This is a genomic window from Ectothiorhodospira sp. 9100 (assembly GCF_022227565.1).
Taxonomy (GTDB): Bacteria; Pseudomonadota; Gammaproteobacteria; order Ectothiorhodospirales; family Ectothiorhodospiraceae; genus Ectothiorhodospira; species Ectothiorhodospira marina.
The window spans coordinates 1-19,822 of the sequence record NZ_JAJNAN010000027.1 but is presented as its reverse complement, the minus strand read 5'-3'; the positions used below and the strand labels follow the sequence as shown (position 1 = coordinate 19,822).

Annotated in this window: 21 protein-coding genes; all 21 read right to left on the bottom strand. The window is 55.2% G+C overall.

Annotated elements, in window-relative coordinates; all coding sequences use genetic code 11:
• Window positions 1-4: 4 nt before the first annotated feature.
• The 21 genes from LPW29_RS09680 to LPW29_RS09585 all read right to left on the bottom strand — a co-directional run bounded on the left by LPW29_RS09680 (window position 5) and on the right by LPW29_RS09585 (window position 19,679).
• On the bottom strand, window positions 5-730 hold the full coding sequence (locus LPW29_RS09680) for an FkbM family methyltransferase (protein WP_238627830.1): 726 nt from the start codon (window positions 728-730) through the stop codon (window positions 5-7).
• Between the two features lie 2 nt (window positions 731-732).
• A complete protein-coding gene (locus tag LPW29_RS09675) occupies window positions 733-1,968 on the bottom strand; it encodes a glycosyltransferase (RefSeq protein WP_238627829.1) in 1,236 nt (411 codons plus the stop codon).
• Between the two features lie 94 nt (window positions 1,969-2,062).
• A complete protein-coding gene (locus tag LPW29_RS09670; RefSeq protein WP_238627828.1) occupies window positions 2,063-3,544 on the bottom strand; it encodes an MBL fold metallo-hydrolase RNA specificity domain-containing protein in 1,482 nt (493 codons plus the stop codon).
• A 14-nt stretch (window positions 3,545-3,558) separates the two neighbouring features.
• Window positions 3,559-4,056, bottom strand: coding sequence for a hypothetical protein (locus LPW29_RS09665; RefSeq protein ID WP_238627827.1), 498 nt, complete (start codon window positions 4,054-4,056; stop codon window positions 3,559-3,561).
• A complete protein-coding gene (locus LPW29_RS09660) occupies window positions 4,056-5,186 on the bottom strand; it encodes an AAA family ATPase (protein ID WP_238627826.1) in 1,131 nt (376 codons plus the stop codon). The genes LPW29_RS09665 and LPW29_RS09660 overlap by 1 nt, the downstream gene beginning before the upstream one ends.
• A gap of 522 nt (window positions 5,187-5,708) precedes the next feature.
• Window positions 5,709-7,220, bottom strand: a complete 1,512-nt coding sequence (locus tag LPW29_RS09655; protein ID WP_238627825.1) for a hypothetical protein — start codon at window positions 7,218-7,220, stop codon at window positions 5,709-5,711.
• On the bottom strand, window positions 7,217-7,927 hold the full coding sequence (locus LPW29_RS09650) for a hypothetical protein (RefSeq protein ID WP_238627824.1): 711 nt from the start codon (window positions 7,925-7,927) through the stop codon (window positions 7,217-7,219). Before LPW29_RS09650 ends, LPW29_RS09655 begins: the two co-directional genes overlap by 4 nt.
• Window positions 7,928-8,089: 162 nt before the next feature.
• Window positions 8,090-8,680, bottom strand: a complete 591-nt coding sequence (locus LPW29_RS09645; protein WP_238627823.1) for a hypothetical protein — start codon at window positions 8,678-8,680, stop codon at window positions 8,090-8,092.
• Entirely contained in the window at window positions 8,658-10,097 is a 1,440-nt protein-coding gene (locus LPW29_RS09640; RefSeq protein ID WP_238627822.1) for an AAA family ATPase, read from the bottom strand. Before LPW29_RS09640 ends, LPW29_RS09645 begins: the two co-directional genes overlap by 23 nt.
• Window positions 10,098-10,203: 106 nt before the next feature.
• Entirely contained in the window at window positions 10,204-11,235 is a 1,032-nt protein-coding gene (locus LPW29_RS09635; RefSeq protein WP_238627821.1) for a DUF4351 domain-containing protein, read from the bottom strand.
• A gap of 27 nt (window positions 11,236-11,262) precedes the next feature.
• The gene (locus tag LPW29_RS09630) at window positions 11,263-11,406 is read right to left on the bottom strand and encodes a hypothetical protein (protein ID WP_238627820.1); all 144 of its coding nucleotides are present in this window, start codon (window positions 11,404-11,406) and stop codon (window positions 11,263-11,265) included.
• 82 nt (window positions 11,407-11,488) lie between these two features.
• The gene (locus LPW29_RS09625) at window positions 11,489-12,016 is read right to left on the bottom strand and encodes a hypothetical protein (RefSeq protein WP_238627819.1); all 528 of its coding nucleotides are present in this window, start codon (window positions 12,014-12,016) and stop codon (window positions 11,489-11,491) included.
• A 3-nt stretch (window positions 12,017-12,019) separates the two neighbouring features.
• On the bottom strand, window positions 12,020-12,409 hold the full coding sequence (locus tag LPW29_RS09620) for a helix-turn-helix domain-containing protein (protein ID WP_238627818.1): 390 nt from the start codon (window positions 12,407-12,409) through the stop codon (window positions 12,020-12,022).
• A 340-nt stretch (window positions 12,410-12,749) separates the two neighbouring features.
• Complete coding sequence (locus LPW29_RS09615; protein WP_238627817.1) at window positions 12,750-13,763, bottom strand: FRG domain-containing protein; 1,014 nt, start codon at window positions 13,761-13,763, stop codon at window positions 12,750-12,752.
• A 31-nt stretch (window positions 13,764-13,794) separates the two neighbouring features.
• Entirely contained in the window at window positions 13,795-13,845 is a 51-nt protein-coding gene (locus LPW29_RS15645) for a hypothetical protein (protein ID WP_338018689.1), read from the bottom strand.
• 59 nt (window positions 13,846-13,904) lie between these two features.
• The gene (locus tag LPW29_RS09610) at window positions 13,905-14,228 is read right to left on the bottom strand and encodes a hypothetical protein (protein WP_238627816.1); all 324 of its coding nucleotides are present in this window, start codon (window positions 14,226-14,228) and stop codon (window positions 13,905-13,907) included.
• Window positions 14,229-14,247: 19 nt separating this feature from the next.
• Entirely contained in the window at window positions 14,248-15,483 is a 1,236-nt protein-coding gene (locus LPW29_RS09605; RefSeq protein WP_238627815.1) for an AAA family ATPase, read from the bottom strand.
• Window positions 15,473-16,087: a hypothetical protein gene (locus tag LPW29_RS09600; protein ID WP_238627814.1), complete on the bottom strand. Its 615-nt coding sequence runs from the start codon at window positions 16,085-16,087 to the stop codon at window positions 15,473-15,475. The genes LPW29_RS09605 and LPW29_RS09600 overlap by 11 nt, the downstream gene beginning before the upstream one ends.
• A gap of 86 nt (window positions 16,088-16,173) precedes the next feature.
• Entirely contained in the window at window positions 16,174-16,800 is a 627-nt protein-coding gene (locus LPW29_RS09595; RefSeq protein WP_238627813.1) for a class I SAM-dependent methyltransferase, read from the bottom strand.
• Between the two features lie 4 nt (window positions 16,801-16,804).
• Window positions 16,805-18,340 (bottom strand): asparagine synthase-related protein, encoded by a 1,536-nt coding sequence (locus LPW29_RS09590; RefSeq protein WP_238627812.1) that lies wholly within the window; start codon window positions 18,338-18,340, stop codon window positions 16,805-16,807.
• Window positions 18,333-19,679 carry a lipopolysaccharide biosynthesis protein gene (locus LPW29_RS09585; RefSeq protein WP_238627811.1) on the bottom strand — a complete coding sequence of 449 codons (1,347 nt, stop codon included), beginning with the start codon at window positions 19,677-19,679 and terminating at the stop codon, window positions 18,333-18,335. Before LPW29_RS09585 ends, LPW29_RS09590 begins: the two co-directional genes overlap by 8 nt.
• Between the last annotated feature and the right edge of the window lie 143 nt (window positions 19,680-19,822).

Here is a 19,822-nt window from a genome sequence, read left to right as displayed (position 1 = left end):
AAAATCAAGCCTCACGAAAGAATATACCGTCGGTTTGCAATGTTCGCCCATTTTCTTTATTTGTGAAACCTTGTTGAAGCGCCCACAATGTAAAACCTTCACGTTCCAGGCGATCAATAAGATCTCGCCACAAGGTTTGCCCTTCATAAAGTGGGGCAAGGGAAAGCTCCAATTGAACGCCAACTGCATCTCGAAGTATGTCCTTGGCGCCATCAAGAACTTGTGATTCGAACCCCTGGGTGTCTATCTTGATATAGTAGCGGCTATTAGGTTTTATATATTTACGGCCAATGCTATCAAGTGTATTCAGATCAACGGTTTCTTTGCCAATATAGCCCGAGGTGGATGCGGCCTCTTTATGTGATTCGAGCATGTGGAGGATAGAAGAGGAGACAGAGTTTTGTGAAGAGTTAATCTCGACTTTACCTTCCTTATCCCCAATAGCAGTTCGTTCATGTACGTCCCAAAGTCGATCTTTTGATGCGTTCCCTAAAAGACGTGAGTGAGCATCTGTCAAGGGTTCGAAACTAACTATTTTACCTTTATATCCGATAGAACGCATTTCCAAAGCATACTGACCAGCATTCGCTCCGACATCAAAAATAAGATCTACATCAAAGTGATTTAAGGCAATCATACGTTGGTATGAAGAGTTGCTATTTGCTGCTATACGCGTCAAGTTAAACCCTGATAAATTTATTATTCTTTTTGCGATACCTTTTACTGGCACAACTACCCCCTTAATAAATCGCGATATAATTCAATATATTTCTTTGCCACAGCTTCGTTAGAAAAAAGATTCTTGGCTCGAGAAACACATGAAGACGCCATTTCCTTATCATGCCTTCTCTCTAAAACCCAATCGATCCCTTCTGCCAAGCCTTTTGCCTCAAAAGGCTTACTTTTGTACCCAGTCACCATATGCTCAACAATATCGGCAGGGCCGGTAGCATCAAAACCAACTACCGGTGTACCACAAGCCATAGACTCGACAAGAGTCTTACCGAACGCTTCTTGGATGGATGGAGCGACAAAAACATCGGCAGCGCTATATGCGAGGCGCAAAGAATGCCTGTCTTCAATATACCCAAGATGCTTGAAGGGAAGGCACACATGCGCGGGTATGGTGTCAGGGGGCTTGCCAAAGGTGACCACCAATACGTTTGGGCTTTTCACGTATTGCAAACACTCTATAAATTGCGACCAACCTTTATAGAAACTGTTAACATTAGAAGCGCCAACGAGAATAATATTGCTATCATTCGCAATTCCTAAGGTAGTTCTAGCGCACCTAGGTTTTTCAGGCCAAAACTCGTCAGTATCGATTCCGTTAGGTATTACGCGTGTTTCCACGCCAGAGAGGATCTGGCTTTTTTTTGAGCAATCGGCAATCCAACTGCTTATTCCCACTACCGCATTGATACCACGCCCTAGATGCTTTTTTTTTATTCGAGCAGACCAATATGACAAATCTTTAAGAGTGGTACTATCTATTTGTGGGCAAAGCCCACAACCCGATTGATATCTACTGCAGTCCAGCGAGTAATGACAGCCCCCTGTAAATGCCCACATATCTCTCAACGTTAACACCACCGGTTTTTCAATAGAATCGAGATTCCTCCAATTCACAACACCATTAGACATCCAATGCAGATGCACAATATCTGCATTCTGATAAGACCAGTGACGCGATATATCACGACCAAAAAAGCCGACATGAAATGATTTTGACGACCCTCTCCTAAAGATTTTTTTCCATATGGCATCTTGCCTCATCAGAAACCAGTCGGAACTTTTTCCAATCCAACCCTCCGAATAGCTCCTGATGTTATCAGAAAGCTGATTTCCAGGAATAAAACCTAATATACTGGATTCAATGTCATGATTTTGCAGCCCCGTATGCAACCAATACGCACCAAGGAATGCGCCTTTTGTTAAATCACCACCTATGATGTGAAGTACTTTCATTTTGTATGATCAATTCGCATATTACTTTGACTTCGGTATACGCCAGTATTGAAAATAGATCTGTCCCGGTATTGAAAAGGACGGATAACGATTATCATCCTGCCTTGTGCTCGGGTGGGCTTTGGATGACCTGGACCTTGCAGTCCTGTTCTGCCGCCCAGCGCTCAACCCGGGCTTTGAGCGAGGCCCGGGCATCCGCTTCGCCATGGACCAGGCGGATTTCCTTGGGCGAGGTAGGGATGCCCTGGATAAAGTCCAGCAAATCGTTCTGATCCGCATGCGCCGAGTAACCGCCTATGGTATGCACTCCCGCCCGTATGGTCACGCGCTCTCCTTCCAGTTCCACCCATCCGCTGCGTGGCCCATATTTCTGGATGGCGTGGCCGGGGGTGCCGGCGGCCTGGTAGCCGATGAACAGGACATCGTGGCGGTCGTCGCCGAGCATGCGTTTGAGGTAGTTGACCACTCGGCCTCCGGCGGCCATGCCGCTGGCGGCGATCACCACGGCTGGGCGGTGGGTGCGGGCCAGGTGGTCTACGGTTTTCAGGTGGTCTTCGTGGCTGTCCACAGTATAAAGGTTGTCGAAGGCCAGGGGGTGGCGGCCGGCGTGGAGGCGCTGGTGGGCTTCGGCGTCCCAGTAGGGTTTGAGGTCGCGGTAGGCCTGGGTGAAGCGGGCGGCGAGGGGGGAGTCGACGATGACGGGGAAGGGGCCGCCGCCTTTCGCGGGCGAGGCCCGCTCCCACGGGGAGCTTTCGTTTTTTGTGGGTGGGGGCTGCTCCCGCATTTGTCGCTGGTATGTCTGGTGGTGGAGGATGTCTTCCAGTTCGTAGAGCAGTTCCTGGGTGCGGCCGATGCTGAAGGCGGGGATGATCACGGTGCCGCCGTTTTGCAGGGCGTGGTCGATGGCGGCTCGCAGGCACTGCTGGCGGGTGCTGCGGTCTTCGTGCTGGCGGTTGCCGTAGGTGCTTTCCAGTACGAGAATGTCGGCGCGCTCGGGTGGCTCGGGGGCCGGGAGTAGGGGGCTGTTGGGGGCGCCCAGGTCGCCGGAGAAGACGACGCGGGTGTAGTTGTTCGGGGTCTGGATGTCCACTTCCACGTAGGCGGAGCCGAGGATGTGTCCGGCGCGTTGCAGGCGGATGCGCAGGTGGTGTCGGTCGTCCTGGATGAGGGTGTGCCAGGTGCGGTAGTCCAGGGGGACGAGGCGGCTGTCCACTTCGGCGAGGAAGCGTTCGATGAGTTGGGCATCGCGGGTGAAGCCGACCTTGAGGGCGTCTTCGATCACCAAGGGCAGCAGGCGGGCCGAGGGGATGGAGCAAAGGATGGGCCCGGTGTAGCCGGCGGCCAGCAGGTGGGGCAGTCGGCCGATGTGGTCGATGTGTACGTGGGTGACCACCAGGGCGAGGATGTCGGCCACCGGGAAGGTCACGCGGTGTTGTTCCAGGCTGTTGTCGCCTTGGGCGTCGTGGCCCTGGAAAAGGCCGCAGTCGACCAGCAGGGCCCGGTCGGGGTCCAGTTGCAGGCGGTGGCAGCTGCCGGTCACGCCGGTGGCGCCGCCGTGGTGGGTGATGTGAGGCATGTGGGGTAGCAAGCTCAAGAGAACAGCCATGCCAATACCCCGGCATTGCGCATTCGAGCAATCTCGTGTTTATTACACCTTAGGTGCGGGTTTTGCCAATCAACGGATGTTTCATCTGGGCAGGTACCCACGAGGCGCTTGCCTACCGCTTCGTTGTTGCTTTCTTGAAGTGTTGCCTTGAGGTCTTCGCTTTCCTTCTCATCGATACCCAAAAGAAAAACGCGTTCCCTGCAGGACTGGCCCTTTAATATTTCATCAAATTTTTTCTTTCTTGAAATAAAATCGTTGTCGAAATCCATCAGTAACAGGGCATGCATTGCGGGGCGGTTATTCAGCAGGTTCAGGTTATCCTCAAGATCCGCAAATACTCTTCCCCAGCCGCCACTGGGTGGCCTAGCATCAATTACGCAGTCATTCACTGAAGGTATGGTTTTCAGGCCATTCACAATGCCCCGGTATGGCTTGTCTTCAAGATAAATAACCAAATGCTTTCTGTATCGGTTCACCGCCATTAATCGAGCTCTCCATTCTCATAGGCATCAATGAAGGTCGCGCTCAAGTATTCTTTATCTGCTGCGCGTTCCAGTCGGGAAGGGTGCAGGTGCGATTGCCGGGTTATGAGGAAAGTATTGTGCTCCGAGTATTCGTTGATGGCTCGGGGATTGTGGCTGGAAATGACCAATTGCGACTCAACGGTGCTGTTCTCGAAGGCTTTCCTGCAGGCCATTATAAAGTGGCTTAGCTCAGGAAGAGAAATGTAGTTGTCAGGCTCATCCCACAGGCACAGAATGGATTCTTCATTGATAATGGCGGCCAGGACTGTTGCGGTCAGGAAGTATATTTTTTCGCCATCCGATAACTGATGAAAATTCAGTTCCAGACTTTTGGAGTTCTCCCCGCTGAACTTGAAAACTAATTCCTTTTCATTTTTTCCGGTGCTTTCAAATTTGAAGTTGGCAAAGTCTGGCATGCGCAGCTTTATGAAGTCTTCGATTTTGGAATACAGTGCGGGATAAACAGCCAGTTGGTGGCGAACCCAGTCCAAGGTATTGCTCGCATTGCGTTCCAGGTAAGGCGTTTCTTGCTTGCTGGCTCGCCTGAAATCGCCGGGCACTGGGGCTAACACAATGATTCGCGCCAACCACTCGCGAAAACGGGCAATCGGTTCATCGTTATTTCGAGTAGAGATGAGAGGCAAGCCCACGTGGTGCCAATCCAGGGTAAACTCTGCACTTTTCCCTAGGTATGTTCTTCCTTCTTCACGGGAAAAATGGGTTTTGCCATTTACTTTCAATGATTCCTGGCGGATGCGGGGCTGGCTGAAATGCTCGGGCAGTTCCACCTCCAGGATATATTCGTAGACTTGCTTTTCAAGTGTCGCGGTAATCTCCAGATGGATGGGTTTATGGGTCTCCCCGAAGGCGAAGTCGCTTTCGCTGACCAAATCTTTCAGCAGCGTTACGCCACGCCCGATCTGCTGCAAGACTTCTACCGCATCAAAGAAGCTGGATTTGCCCGCACCGTTTCTGCCTAGCAATAAAGCTGATTGTTCTTCTTTGAGAATTACTTCAAAATTCTGAAGGCAGCGGTATTGGTGAAAATAGAGTTTGCTCAGCATCGGTATCTTGCCCTTCTCGGCCACGAACGTCAGAAAGACTTTAACACGTGTATTTGATTCTGTTGGCTGCTTAAACCCGAGCCGCGTTACTCGGCTTTAAATGATCGCATGGAAAAGGGGAAAAGGGGAAAAGGTGACAGACCCCTTTTCGCAGTTGCCCAGCAGCACGGTGGGTCGCTTCCCCAGTTCCAGCTCCAACAGGTCGCAGGCGCGGAAGTGTTCGAGGCTTAAGTGGTCAAGATGCATGGGGTTTCAGCTGCGGGAGAACGTGTTTGGAACTGACCTGGGGAGCTGGCCTGGCACCGTGGGAGCTGGCCTTGCCGGCGATGCGCTGCGACAGCAGCGCCCTGGGCATACCTGGGTGCCCGCCGCCTTCGCGGGCGAGGCCCGCTCCCACAAAGAACCTGCTACGGGGTGCCGGCCATGCCTGGCTCAGCGGGATGCGCGGCCGGGGGTGCGCCAGCTGTCCTGAAGTAGGCTCCGGATCCGGTTGCAGCTGCCGGTCATGCCGCCGTGGGGGGGTGATGTGAGGCATGGGCGCACTGCTCATCGTATCGGCCGCACCCCACCGCGCCGACCAATGCCCGCAGCCACGCGGAACAGGTCCGGCATGTTCAGGCGTGCGTCTGCGGTGCGGTTGATCACGCCGATGCCGATCAGCACCTGGGTGAGCGTTTCCTCTTGTGCCTGCTGTTCAAGGCCATGGGGTGGCAGGTAGGGCCTTTCGCTGTCTTCCTGGCTTTGGCTGTTGTCTGCAGCGGCTTGCAGCAGGTTGTTGACCACGCCGCTGTCGCGCCAGCGGTCGTGCAGTTCGTCCGCATGGGCGGGCACGGTCATGCCTCGCAGGGGCTCCAGCACCTGCTGGATCCATGGGTAGTCCTCCTGCAATTCTCTCAGGCGCAGACGGGATGCTTCCTGAACGCCTTTTTTGATGCCTTCGTAGTGCAGAAGCACATCGGCTTGCGGGTAGTGCCGCTGGGTGACGGCATGGGCCTGTTTCAGTGCCACCAGGAAACTTCGGGGGCTGACCTGGCCCTTGGCATCGGCCAGATGGGTGGGCAGCCAGGTGAAGGTGTTGCCACGGCGACGGTTCGGGCCCATGAACCGGCTGGCGATCACCTGCAGCAAGGTGGCCTGGTGGGTTTCCTGGGTGCGTAGGGACTCGGGCACCACGTAAACGGTGGTGCCGTGGGTGGTGATCCGGGCAAATGCGTCGGCGTATTCGCGCTCAACCCACTCACGGAATGCCGGGCCGGCCCCCGCATGATTGGCCAGGTGATGCCATAGCAGGGCATACAGATCGGCCCGGTGCCACTGCAATAACACGCGGCCATGGGTCAGTTTGGATGCATCGGGAAAGGCCCATAGGGATGAGTCTTCCCACATGTCCTGGCGCAGGAAGAACTTGGTGCGGATGGCGCGATATTCCCGTAAATCCAGGCCCACACGCAGCAAGCCACGCAATAAGGTGCGGATCTGAGCCCAATCACTCCCCAGGCGGTCAAGGGCATCGAACACCAGTAGATACCGCTCCCCTCGGGCTTCCAGGTCGTCGTTGAACGACGCAAACAGGCGTTCTCCCATTTCCGGATTGTCTGCCACGCGCTGTATGCGCGCCGGCCAGTCTTCGGCGCCCTGAAAGAACGCGTTACCGGAGTTTTCCAGCAGCCGGTGCAGGATTGCCGTGCGCCAGATATCTTCAGGATTGGAGTGCCGCTCCAGCAACCACTGCAAAACCCGCCGTGAAGGGTGGTTGCGGTTGCTGGTTTCCGATGAGTAGCCCCAGCCCACCCGGGTGTTTTCCAGGCGCAGGCGTTTTAGCTGCTGGCCAATGACCAGCCGGGTGGCTTCGCTATTGAGTGCCGAGCTCCAGAAACTCTTGCCGGTGCCTCTGTCGCCCACCACCACCGCAGTATCCGGGTTCAATGCGCTCTCATGGCCTGGCACCACGTACACAGTGGCGGGCTCCGGTGGTGCCGTGCCGTGGTGGGCCACTTCTTCCGGAATGGCCTCAAAGGCCGGAGAGAGTGCCTGAAACAAGGATTGGTGGTGGGTCATGACGTGCCTTCCTCAAGCATGGCAAGGCAACGGCTTAACCCTTCAAAGAGTTCACCGAAGGATTCCCGTATGGCGTTCTCGCCGATACTGGCCAGTTCCACCATGGGATCGAGCGCCTCGAAGTGATCGCTTCTGAGAACGGATAACGGCCAGTGCGGCGCATCGGTATCGAACTCATCAAAGGTAAAGGCCGGTGTGGCGCCCACCGGTTCATCCGACGGTTCGTCCGGTGATAGTTCGTCGTAGAGCGTATCGATCCATACATGAAAGGCTCGGGATGCAAAACGACGCTTATCCTCCTCACGCATGCTGGAGCGTGCCTGTACCATGTGAAAACGCTCCCGCCAGTCAGGTGCCCGTGGCGCCGACTCATCTCCTGGCTGGGCCAGCTGCGCCAGGTGGGATAGCAAATATCGGTAACCCTCCCAGGTGGCCGGCAAATCCACGGCGAACAGGAACACCTCGGCACTCAAATGCAGCAGGTTGGCAGCCACCGTTTCGTGCAATCCGGCGCGGCTGTCTATCAATACGACATCCGGCTTCACATGGGCTTCCAGCCCCTCCACCATGCGGCGTAATCTTGTGGCAAATCCCTGGCCATCTTCCCCTTCCAGATAGCCGCGGGCCAGCTTGGCCACCACGTTGGCGGGGTGATCAAACGCCTGCTTGCCCAGGGCCGGTGCAACCCATAAACCGGGGTAATCCATCGGCGGTGTTGTTCCAGGCTAAAGAGCCTGCCACCTGACCTGCCATCCACCATCGTGGGAGCTGGCCTTGCCGGCGATGCGCTGCGACAGCCCGGTGGCGCCGCCGTGGTGGGTGATGTGAGGTATGGGGGGAATGGTATTTCGCCTTGTCCGGAGCGCTGTTCAAAGCGCAATTTCCGCATTACCCTGCTCATCTCGCTGATGTCGATGATGAGGTAATCTTGGAAAGTCACTGCTCAATTCGCAGTAGCCATTGATCCAGTCGTATGCCGGGTGATCTTCTATTCGTGTTCCAACGCCCGGCTTGAAGAGTACTGGATGCGCGCTGTCTTGTGGGCTGATGCGGTCCCTCCGGTAGCAGGTGTGACACTCTATCTGGTCCGGCATGGGGAGACCCAAGAGCCCCATAAGGGCGTGAGCGTTGTGCAGCGCGCCGAGGAGCTGCTGCTTGACCTTGTTCCAATCGCTCAAGGTCAACCCACTTTTGAGTTCAATCAAGTGTAGTCTGAGAGGCAGGCCATCATTACTCAGTTCCACTAGAACGCCATCGGCCACGCGGCGCTGCTTGATGAACCGGAGTCGATTGACTTCGCTCAGATTGAAACGGAGGAGTTGATTTTTGGCCGGCGACAGAAAGGTTGCTGTGCCCGCTCCATCCTGACTTTTTTCGATGACATGTACCGTTTGGCCACGTTCAAAGTGGTCCGGCTCTATCCATGTGAGGCGCTGTTCAAGCCTTGCTGTTGGTTCCATTGCTTTCATCCTTGAAGGCCGTATCCTGCAGGCGCATTACTTCATCAAACAGTTCGGATAGCGGCTCATTGAAGGTAGACACAACCATACCCAGCTCGGTTTGCTCCAGTGGGTTCACATGGGTGGCAGTGCCCTCACGGCGGAACTGATAGGCAGCCACGTCATCGGGTTTGAGCAGCTCTGCTTTCTCATAGCCCAGTTGTTGCATCAGGGCGCTGCGCTGCGGGTGGGTGTGCAGGGCGGCGAGATTGTTCAGTTGCTGGAAGAGCGTGTCGCCATGGGTGGTGGCCATCACCGGCAGTCCTGCGTTCACCAGCCTGACCAGGGCTCTCGCCATCAGGCGCTGGGCTTTGGGATGAAGGTGGGCTTCTGGCTCCTCGATGATGAGGGAGCGATAGCCAGGCTTGTGCTTGAGGAAGTGCACGATGGGGGTGAGTTCTGCCACCAGCGACGATGTGAGATACATGGGCAGGCGCCGGTTGCCTTGCCCTTCCGGCAGGTAGTGGTAGGTGGGGAGAGCCCCGTGGGTGCTCTGTTTCACTTGCCCCTTGAGCAGTTCCCGCTCCAGCCAGTGGGCCAGTTTTGCGTGTCTGGCGCCCTTTGGGTTGCCGGGTTCAGCCAATGCCTGCAGGAAGCGCACGATCGGCAGTGTGAACTCGCTTGCGGTGGATCCGTCCTCCTCCGAAAGGCCGGGATCAAACAGGCTAAGGGCATCGCCGACCAGTGATCGATAGGTCAGCATGAAGCCGGTACGGGAGGCCGGCAGAAACAGTGGCTCCCCATCGCTACGCCGTGATGTGCTGCGCGGACCAAACAATGGCACGCTGATGTCGCCTGCCACCAGTTTCCAGGTGATCATGCATAGGGCGCGGTATTGATCCTGGCCCTTGGGCAGTGTGTCCTGCTCCCAAAGGGGCAGCTGTACGCTGTGCTCGCCTCTGGCACTGATGCGTGCTGAGGGGTTCAGGGTTTCGAGCTTGATCCGCAATGGCTTGTGGCGCTGGTAGTGCCGCAGGCTCAATCGCCCGATGGTAATGGCGTCATTCCCGAACAGCCGCATCGCGAGTTTGTTGCGATGCTGTTGCAGCAACTCATTGAACCAGTCGATGAAGTATTGTTGGTCTTCGCCGGTGAGTGAGATCTCCGGTTGCCGGTTTTCGTGGTGGGCCTCGTTCAGCGCCGCCCCCAACAGGTGTGACAGGCGTATCTGGCAAGCCTTGTAGGTCTTGGTGGCGGGTGCGCTGGACGGGAACAGGGTTCGTCCCAGAGCCAGAACGCCCCATAGTAGCGTGGCCATGTAGCTCTTGCCGCTGTTGTTCTCCCCCACGAATAGTGTGAGTGGTCGCAGTTCGATATCGGCCTGCTGGAACCTGGCAAATTGCTCGACATGCAGAGTCCAGCGTTGGTGCATGGCCATGGTGAGTCCTTGAGAAATGGTTGAACGTGCCCGCCGCCTTCGCGGGCGAGGCCCGCTCCCACAAGTAACGAAAAGGTGTCTGTTTTTTTCCTGAGGAAAGACAGGATCAGTGCCTGAACAGCGTATCCAGGCTTTCAGCAACGAGAATCTCTTCAGACCAGGCTTCCAGTTGATCGACATCCGCTGCCTCCAACTGCTCTGAAACCCAATCGGGCAACTCCCCAAAGCGCTTGCTCAGCTGCCGATGCAAAATACGCCGGGCTTCCAGCTGGCGACCCTGACCAACCCCCTGTTCAAGCCCTTGCTCAAGACCTTGTTCAAGACCTTGTTCAAGACCTTGCTCAAGCCCTTGCTGGAGCCCCTGCTGAAGCGCTTTCTCACGCTCAACACGCTCAATGGTATTCACGTAAGGCATCTTCTTCTCCTCCTGTAGGGCAAAGACCGCCTGCACAAAACCCGGTTCCAGCTCTCTGGGTAACTGGATCATCCAGTCGATGATCCTGAACAACTGCACGATCTGCTCGCGGCCATAGCCCCGTTCGTACAGCAGCCGAATCAGGGCGATCTTGATGTCCTTGCGCGTGGCACCATCCTTGATGCGCTTGGCCTTGATCTGCGCCATCACCACCAGGGCAAAGACGTTATCGCTGGCCTCCAGATCCGCCCAGCGGGCTTCCCAATCGATCAACTTGGCCATGGGGAACGTGAAGGATAGCTTGCACCCCCAGCGCTCGTAGTGGAAGGCTGACGGCCGAAAGCTCTCGCGGGTGTCCGCCAGCACCGCCAGACTCACCACATCCACCCCGTAGCGATCCCGCAAGCGGTACTGGTAAGTGTACATCCGCTGGGCAAATCCTTCCTCCGGCTCGCCCTGGACTTCCACGTGGATCAGCACCCAGGTCTCACTGCCATCCCGGGCATACACCCGGATCAGCTTGTCCGCATGGCGTCGACCACTGTTGGCATCCGCCGTGATCTGCTGCAGTTCCTTGTCCATGGGGTTGTAACCCCGGGACCAGTCCACCTCAGCGTGGATTGCCGGGAACAGCAACTGCGTGAATTCCTGGAAGTAGTGCTCCAGGGCCTCCTTCCAGGGGCTGTCGTGGTTCGTGGGCCTGTCGATGTCTTGATCGGTCATGTGCACTCCTGTTGCAAGCCCTGGATTTCACCACTCGATGGCCCGCTCCCCGACCGGCCATCCGCCACCGTGGGCCTTGTGGGAGCTGGCCTTGCCGGCGATGCGCTGCGGCAGCAGCGCCATGGCCATGCCTGGGTGCCCGCCGCTTTCGCGGGCGAGGCCCGCTCCCACGGGGGCCAGCTCCACACAAGGGCCCACTCCCACAGAAGGATTCGCCAATGCCGATCGACGTTGCTGACTGAACGACACCGACTCAGGGTTCCGATGTCTCGCCGGTGTCGCGGTCCTTGAGCAGATACATGGGGATGGGGATGGGAGGGATACCCATACGGGCACAAGTGCCCTGTACGTATTCCCGCCAGTAAGGCCAGATGTGATGGCCCAGGTTGTGGCGGGCAAATTCCTCAAGCGCAGGGCGGAGTGTTTCGTCTTCAATGCCGTCACGGATGTCGTACTCGGCGCTGAAATCCGCCGTGATCTCCAGGTACACGGCCTCCTCATCCACGGGGGCCGCTTCCGACACACTGGCATTGTCCACGAGGCGGACACCGGCCTGGAAGTGGCACAGGACAACCCGGTGTGGCTCCCCCTCCGGCTGCTCCATGAGGCTCAGGATGTCGATCCTGCCATCCGGCTTGCCGCGAAACTGGGGCGTGAGATTCAGATCCCCATCAAAATAAGGTGGGAGCACGCCTTCCTTGCAGCGGATATGGCTGCCACGCAGGTACACCCCACGGATGCCCAGGGCCTTGACGGCGGTCTCGATGAGCGCGCGATCCATGGCTCAGGCCGCGGTCTTCCAGTGATCCATGGGTTCCACCACGTTGCCGGTTTCCTGGTAACGGATCCTCGGGTGACTACGAGTGAGTTTTTCAACGGGCCCGGATTCCCAGCCGTCCGCCTCGGCGCCATGCAGGGAGATATCCGCCTCCTTGCGCAGGGCAAAGCAGATGTCCGACAGGGTGCGCAGGGTCATGTTGCGCGACCCACTCAGGATCTGCGAAACGTAGCCCCGGGTCGTGCCCATGCGCGCCGCCAGGTCGGCCTTGTTGACTCCAGCCTCTTCCATTTCCTGCCACAGCGCCTCGGTAACCTGGGTAATGAGGCGTTCCTGGGCGACGAGCCGGGCGTTTTCCGGGCTTTCGGCGGCCCAACGGTCCAGAAAATCGGTCATGTCTGTGACTCCTCGATCTTTCGCCAGTTCTGGATCACGCGATGCCTTTGGCTCTCGTTCGCGGACCATCGGCTCATTCAAGCAGTCCAGCGTTGCTTCAATGCGAACCGGGAAAAAGCGGGTTGAGCGTCATTTACCTGGGCGCCTCAGGGAGCTGTCTTCGATGGGATACCGGTTCTTTGCAGCCCCCGTGGGAGTTGGCCTACTCCCACAAAGGACCGCTCTCAAGAGGGTAGGGCTTGCACAGAGGGACACTTCCCACAGAGGTATTCACCAAAGCCGCTCGACGTTGCAGGCTGAGAGGCACCGGGTCCATTATCAAGCAAGTTCGAAAGGCGCATCACTGCTCCAATGTTTTTGAAAGATAGTGAGAGACGTGATCCAGTTCTGGATAAATGTAGGGCGTTGTGATGCCGAGTTTCTCCAGATGTTCCATGCGGATCTCGCAACTGATTAGGACTTTGGTGATTTTCCGAATGGGAAATTGTTCACTGTGAATAGTCGAATTCAAGGAAAGATGATCTGGAGTATCTTCTACGAATATCGGAATCGAGTTGTTGATATCCTGTTCGTTAAGGCCAAACAGCAGGTAAGCGCCTTTTTGTCCATGGAGTCTGTTATTGGTCAACTTGGGCTTGACGAATAGGATGGAAAATAGATGAATGGGGTCGATCTTGTGGCTGAAATAGCTTTTCTCCTCCTTGATGTCATGCAATAGATAACCCGCACTTTCCGTTCCATTAAAGGCTTCGCGGTGCGTCCTGTACTTGTTAGCATCCTCGTGTATTGCTTGTTTGGACTTACGCGGCGTGCAGCCATCGCTAAGTGGTGATTTGACCAAGTTGGCAACAACGCTGACAGCATCTGAGTCATAATACTTGACCTGGCTTTGGTCGATCTCAATGAGGTAGACCGCTGCTTGATTGTTATTCTTTCTACCATCAAGCGCGAAATACAGTGCACTCAAGATGTCTTCGCTGAGATCGATTAGCCGAGTGGGCATACTATAGTGCTGCATTCGACTGAGTTTATCGAAGGCGGTCTTGTCTGCAGTGAATTCGTGGTCGTTGAAGCGCTGCATTTCGCGGTAGGTTTTGTACTCCTCGCAAAGGCGCTGCGGTGTGCGATAAATACTTGGCCTGAGCGCACCAACTTTATGGTCCTGATTTTCGCCCCGAAAGTAGACGGGGTTGCCCTTTTGTGTTAACTCGAAAGTTTCGACCACGCCAATTAATTCGGCAATGCTGCGGGCCGTCTTTACCTCGATTGAGTGATGCAAAAGCTTCTCCTTGAGCACAAAGGCTGGCAACACTGAAAATAGATTTGTCCAGGTATCCGTTTCGCCATGGACCAAGCGGATTTCCCGGGGGCGGGGTGGGGGTGCCCTAGATGAAGTCGAGCAGGTTGTGCTGATCCGCATGCGCCGAGTAGCCCACTATGGTATGCACTCTCGCCCATATGTGTCGGGTAGCGAGGCGACGTTACCGGCGCCCCGCTACCCGACACAGCAGCCGGGGCCTGATTCGTCGAGAAGGCTCTTCAAATCGATGTACTCGGGCCGATGATTGCGGGTGTAGGCGAGTTGGACAAAAGCATGGGCAAGGTCGCCTGTTCCCTTCAACTCTACCAGCGCCATGACTTTCTTGTTGCTTCCCTTGAAAAGATACATTGCGTCGCACTTGGTGTCGTTGTCTGTGAACATGCAGCCGTCGAGCACCAGTGCCTTGGCTTCCTCGCTCCCACGCGGAGTGAGGCAGATCTTTTTACCCCTCTCTTCGAGCATCAACTCGGATTGGCATACCCGATAGATGTTGCCCATCCGCTTGCACTCACAGTGACTATACGGGCCCGTGTTGATCATTCCGTCGATTCCATTCGATATCACGCATTCGGTCGTAGAGCAGGTTGATGTCATTGAAGTGCATCAGCAAGGTGTCATCCATTAGACCGCTTGCTTCATCAATCAGGGACTTTTTGATGCCGTTTTCCAGTAGGTAAGCACGCACGTCATCGCCATTGAGCGGCAGTAGGCGATCAATGTCCTTGTCACCCGTTGGCTCGTTGCCCAGTTGTTGGCGCTTGAGGTGATTGTTCAGTGCCTCCACGATAAAGGGGGTATGCGTGGTCAGGATGAACTGGGCATTGGGAAAGGTGCGTAGTAGATCAGCGAGTACGCGGTGTTGCCATGAGGGATGCAGGTGAAGCTCGACTTCGTCGATCATCACCACGGCCTCGGCACTCAAGGGGTCGCTAAGATGCGGGTTTGCCAGGCCCATGCGCATGCTCAAATCGATCACGAGGCCCAGCAGGGTCTTGTAACCATCGCTGAGTTGCATGAGATCCAACGTTTCTTCGTGATGGGTTACAGCCAGCCGCAGGGGGTTGAGTTCGATGTGAGGATTACTGATGTCGGGAAAGACCAGCCCAATGGCGCGACGAACGGCGTCCAGTTCCTTCAAGCTGACATCAAAACTGCGCTTCTCCTTTTGAAGACGGTGTTCTTCGTTTTCCTTGTTATAAAACCAGATGAATGCTGACTTGAAGCTGCTCTGAGCATCCAGCGTGCCATTCAATGCCTCCATTCGTGTATGGCTTTTTGGGAAACCCTTGCGCCGAAGTGGTACCTCGAGCACTGCGCGGCTCACACCGTAGTAGGCCATTATGGGCAGCTCATAATTATGGCCGGCATTCATGGGGTCGATGACGGTGCGGTCCAGGTAGGCTTCCAGTGCCTTGAGGCCATTGGCCATGGGTGTGGCGGTTGCCGTGGCCTTGCTCTTGTCACGCCGTTGAATTCGATCCCACTTCACGCCCGAAGGCGTGCCCAGCGCCACTCGAGTGTAGGCTGCCAGAGCGTCGCCCCGCTGGCGGATGTCGCCAGCCCTTTTGAAGGTGATGCCCGACACCCCTGGGAGATGCGTGAGGATGGCCCCCAAGCCGATGGCGATACCATCCAGCACGGAGGTTTTACCGCTACCGTTGTTACCCAGCAGCACGGTGAGCCGCTTCCCCAGTTCCAGCTCCAACTGGTCGCAGGCGCGGAAGTGTTCGAGGCTTAGGTGGTCAAGATGCATGGGGTTTCAGCTGCGGGGAAGCGTGTTTGGAGCTGACCTGGGGAGCTGGCCTTGCCGGCGAAGCGCTGCGGGAGCAGGGCCTTGGCCAGATGTGATAGCCCACGTTGTAGCGGGCAAATTCCTCAATCGCGGGCCGCAGCGTTTCATCTTCAAATGCTGTCGCGGATGTCGTATTCGGCGCTGAAATCCGCCGTGATCTCCAGGTACACGGTCTCCTCACCCACAGGGGGGCCGATTCCGACACACTGGTATTGTCCACGAGGCTCAGGATGTCGATCCTGCCATCCTGCTTGCCGCGAAACTGGGGCGTGAGATTCAGATCCCCATCAAAATAAGGTGGGAGCACGCCTTCCTTGCAGCGGATATGGCTGCCACGCAGGTACACCCCACGGATGTTCAGGGCCTTGACGGCAGTCTCGATGAGCGGGCGATCCATGGGTTCCACCACGTTGCCGGTTTCCTGGTAACGGATCCTGGGGTGACTACGAGTGAGTTTTTCAACGGGCCCGGATTCCCAGCCGTCCGCCTCGGCGCCATGCAGGGAGATATTCGCCTCGATCAGGGTTTTGGTATCCGTTGCCTGGATTCGCCCAAAAACCCACAAAATTCCCTGATCGCGCGGCTATTGGAGCTCGCAGCGTGAGGGAAAACCGGGAACTTTAGCATACCAGTGACAGACCGCTTTCCCATTCAGGCTTTGAATATCAGGAAGCGATGATACGGATATTCGGGAACCCTGAAAGTCTTTGTTAACTCGACAGGTGCGTTTTCCGTAAATTCCGAGATTATTCTTGACAGGGGGTAACCAGCCTTACTGATTTCCCAGTAATGCTCACCGTTGAACTCATGTACCAAGGGGCGCAACCGTGGCCTGGGTACGGAAAACTTAACTGAACCAATCTTTGGTATGTGGACAGAAAACGGCCAACGCGTAGCAGCATCAGGCAAGGATATAGCTACGCTATTGCTGGCCACTCTTGCCATTTCCTTGAAGGCCCCCAGACTTTTTTCAAACGGCAGGTGCTCAAGCATCTGAAAGGCGCAAACGACATCAAATTGTCCGTCGTCAAACGGCATCTCGAATACGGAAGCCACATGGTCCGGGTTTAACTCTGGATCCAGATCCAGGGTTTCGACGTGGACGTTCATCGCTTGCGCCATGGCCTTGAATAAGCCCGGGCCGGGACCGACTTCCAAAACACTTCCTGGATTGAGCTTGATCACTTCATCTAACTGGTGCCACATGCTAGCCCAGCGGGGCTTGTGGACATACCTGCTAAATTCGTAATGTGACTTGTCAACCTGTTTTTTATTCATTTCATTACTCATCCATCAGGTAAGCTACTTGAAGCAGCCTATGTCGCACCCAATCAGGGGCCCTGCCACCCCCAGGCTCAAGGAATGTTGATGCTTCCACCGGAGCTAGGACTTTGCCCAAAAGTTGCCGTAATTGCTCTACTTGGAGAGCTGTGATTTGCTGGCAGAAATCGTACCGAAATGAACCATGATCTGAATTCCATGCTCCTTGCGCAGTTTTTGGTCTCCCGAGAATGCTAGCAAGAAAATTTGATAACCTATCTCTTGCCATGCGCGAACTTACGGTAGTGAACTCGAGCCAATGCCCGGTATAACCTCCCAGTCGAGGTATTCTTCCGGAACTCGTTGGTAACCAACCAGCCAAGCCCATAGATCTAGCAAATGCCTCGCGGAACGCTTTACGATCTGCGCGAAACTCATCCGGCATTAAGGCGGCTAAGCTATATACTTGGGGAGCAAGAAACGGCTCAACAACGGAGCATCTTAAATTCTTTATTGCTAAGTAGTGAGCATAATGCCCCTGGTGACAACCCAGCGGCCATAACCAGTGCCAATTACTAGCAGAGTAAGGCCTAAATTCTTCAATTTTTTTATGATGCGCCCAGCGCCTTTCATTAACTTCTTTCGCTACATCTTCGGCTAGCCAGCTATGATTAAGGGGGTTGGCTATACCAACAGGGGTTGGCACGAACTTACTTTCGATTCTTTCCGGACCTAACCGTTTAACGCTTTTTCGAATCCCCTGAACCAGAAGGCTTTTAAATAAGCTGTCAGAAGTAAAGCCGCCTACGATAGCATCCGCATTTCCAAGATTGCTGGCCAGCTCACCATAGACATGCGTGTGTGCTACATCAAAGCTACCGCCAATGGATAGTGTGCGCCCCCTTATATCTTTTCTATAGAAACCTTCAGGCCTTTGAATAAATCTAAAAGGTCGCTTTAAAGCTTTCGCGGCGCGCTCTGCAAGGCGAACCTCACGGTTATAGTTGTCGGCAAAAGTTATTAACTCACAGTCGATGCTTCTTGGGATGAGACTTACCACTGCACGTGAATCCTCACCACCTGAGAATAGAACTTTAATTTCTCTTTTACCTTTCAAGCCGATCAATAAAGCACGCTCGACTTCCTCATGCAATCTCGCACCCCATTGCTGAACACTGGCGCTATCCCTAAGTTCTTCTGGCAAATAAAAACGCTTGGAGCAAATTGAATCAGCCTTAATCACTGTAACAGCGCCAGGGGGTACAACATAGACATCTTTGAACAGCGTATAAGGGTAGCAAACGGTTCCATTTAATATAAAATCAGCAACCGATACAGGGTCGAATGTCGATCCCTTCATCTGCCTCACTACTTCTAATGGTGTGTTGCCGGCAAGTACCTTATTTTCCACCTGCGCATAATAGAGGGGGACGCTACCAGAGTGATCAGTTGTAAATCGTACTGACCCAGAGCCAAGCCTTTCGAACCAGCCGAAGGGGAGTGCTCGCTTTCGAAGGTCTTTTCTAAGCTCGTCCACATCATCATCTAATTTAGTCATTAATAAATTGATCCATATTCATCGCTAGTTTTTTTTCATCACGACTATGAGCAATATTCAGCACCCAACTGATCAACACCAAGTTCAAAACAAAACCAACGGCAGAAAACAGTGCTATAGCAATTAAATCACTATGAAATAGCATAAAGCCCAGCAGTATGGCCGAGGTCCGTCCAATCACACTAAAAATCTCGTAAAGCAGGAAGCCGCGCTGGAGAGATAACACTGGCATGGTCGCAACGCATGGCCGGTTCATGAACGCAGCCAATAACCAAAGCGCAAGCCAACGTGCATATTCCCCGGCTATCGCCCATTCCGTACCGAACGCAAAACTGAAAAGCCAAGGGCCGAACAGAATGACAAGACCGAAGGGCACGATACCGATAGCGAACAGTGCGGCGGTTGCCCGGATAATATGCTGTATAAGGTCTTCGCCTTTGTGCGCAGCTTCCGTAATCCGTGGATAAAAGACGTCAGTCACAGCCTTTCCGATGAGCGTGCTCGGCATGCCCATGACCATTTGTCCCAGTGTATAAAACCCTGCCGCAGCTGGCCCGAAGAATACCGCAAGCATCAGGATGGGCAGGCTTTGAGAAGCGGCGTTGATGAAGTTCTGTGGCGCACGATAGAGGGGAAAATCATGGTGGCGACGAGCTAGTTCCTTAAGAGAAACCGCTGCCCCTTCCTGAAGCTTGTCCGAGCTGCGCGGGTACTGACTACGGGCACCGATGAACAGCATTGCGGCGTACAATAAATGGCCAGCTGTAGCGATAACGATCAGCATGGCACCTACCGGGTTAAGCCAGCCGATACCTGATTTGGCGCTATTCAGAATGAGGGACTGTGCAACCGCGGTGCGGGCAATCACGCCAAATTCCTTTTTGCGGATCAACCACTGCTGAACAATCTGCAACCAGGCAGAAAACAGCATGGCCAGGGGAATTAAGAACAGAAACCCGGCGACTGATTCTGCGTTCAGGATGGCAATGAGCCAATCCCCCCCCAGCCAGAGTAGTCCGGTAGCCAGCAGGGCCATTGCAAACGACAGGATAATGCAGAGCCTTACCAGCCCAAGGGCATCACGGTCCTCCCTGGGCAGGACGATGGCAATGGGATAGGCCAGAGCGGCCAGTGGCGTGACCACCGCGACGATGGCCGTGAAGGTGCCCAGCAGGCCGAATGCTTCCGGGCCGTAGATGCGTGTGATGAGCGGAGCGAAGGCCATGGTGATGGCCTGGGCTCCAGCCGTACCGGAGGCAACCACCGCCACGTTGCGCGCGAATCGGCTGCGCCATACGCGGTTGAAGGCTTTGCGAGACATCAATACGACCGTGTTCATGCTACTTGGGTGCAGTTGAATAGCATGGCCGTCATCGAGTGGGCGTGGACGATTCGTTGCTGCGACCGCACCGGCGGCGTTCGCGGGGGGGTGAGCAGGGCGATGGCTTTGCGGTAGGTGCTGAGCATGGGGTGTTAGTGGTC

Bases quoted from the DNA above. Each gene is read 5' to 3' on its own strand.
- LPW29_RS09675 (WP_238627829.1), bottom strand. From the start codon at position 1,968: ATGAAAGTACTTCACATCATAGGTGGTGATTTAACAAAAGGCGCATTC.
- LPW29_RS09670 (WP_238627828.1), bottom strand. From the start codon at position 3,544: ATGCCTCACATCACCCACCACGGCGGCGCCACCGGCGTGACCGGCAGC.
- LPW29_RS09665 (WP_238627827.1), bottom strand. From the start codon at position 4,056: ATGGCGGTGAACCGATACAGAAAGCATTTGGTTATTTATCTTGAAGAC.
- LPW29_RS09655 (WP_238627825.1), bottom strand. From the start codon at position 7,220: ATGACCCACCACCAATCCTTGTTTCAGGCACTCTCTCCGGCCTTTGAG.
- LPW29_RS09650 (WP_238627824.1), bottom strand. From the start codon at position 7,927: ATGGATTACCCCGGTTTATGGGTTGCACCGGCCCTGGGCAAGCAGGCG.
- LPW29_RS09645 (WP_238627823.1), bottom strand. From the start codon at position 8,680: ATGGAACCAACAGCAAGGCTTGAACAGCGCCTCACATGGATAGAGCCG.
- LPW29_RS09640 (WP_238627822.1), bottom strand. From the start codon at position 10,097: ATGGCCATGCACCAACGCTGGACTCTGCATGTCGAGCAATTTGCCAGG.
- LPW29_RS09635 (WP_238627821.1), bottom strand. From the start codon at position 11,235: ATGACCGATCAAGACATCGACAGGCCCACGAACCACGACAGCCCCTGG.
- LPW29_RS09625 (WP_238627819.1), bottom strand. From the start codon at position 12,016: ATGGATCGCGCGCTCATCGAGACCGCCGTCAAGGCCCTGGGCATCCGT.
- LPW29_RS09620 (WP_238627818.1), bottom strand. From the start codon at position 12,409: ATGACCGATTTTCTGGACCGTTGGGCCGCCGAAAGCCCGGAAAACGCC.
- LPW29_RS09610 (WP_238627816.1), bottom strand. From the start codon at position 14,228: ATGGGCAACATCTATCGGGTATGCCAATCCGAGTTGATGCTCGAAGAG.
- LPW29_RS09605 (WP_238627815.1), bottom strand. From the start codon at position 15,483: ATGCATCTTGACCACCTAAGCCTCGAACACTTCCGCGCCTGCGACCAG.
- LPW29_RS09595 (WP_238627813.1), bottom strand. From the start codon at position 16,800: ATGAATAAAAAACAGGTTGACAAGTCACATTACGAATTTAGCAGGTAT.
- LPW29_RS09590 (WP_238627812.1), bottom strand. From the start codon at position 18,340: ATGACTAAATTAGATGATGATGTGGACGAGCTTAGAAAAGACCTTCGA.
- LPW29_RS09585 (WP_238627811.1), bottom strand. From the start codon at position 19,679: ATGAACACGGTCGTATTGATGTCTCGCAAAGCCTTCAACCGCGTATGG.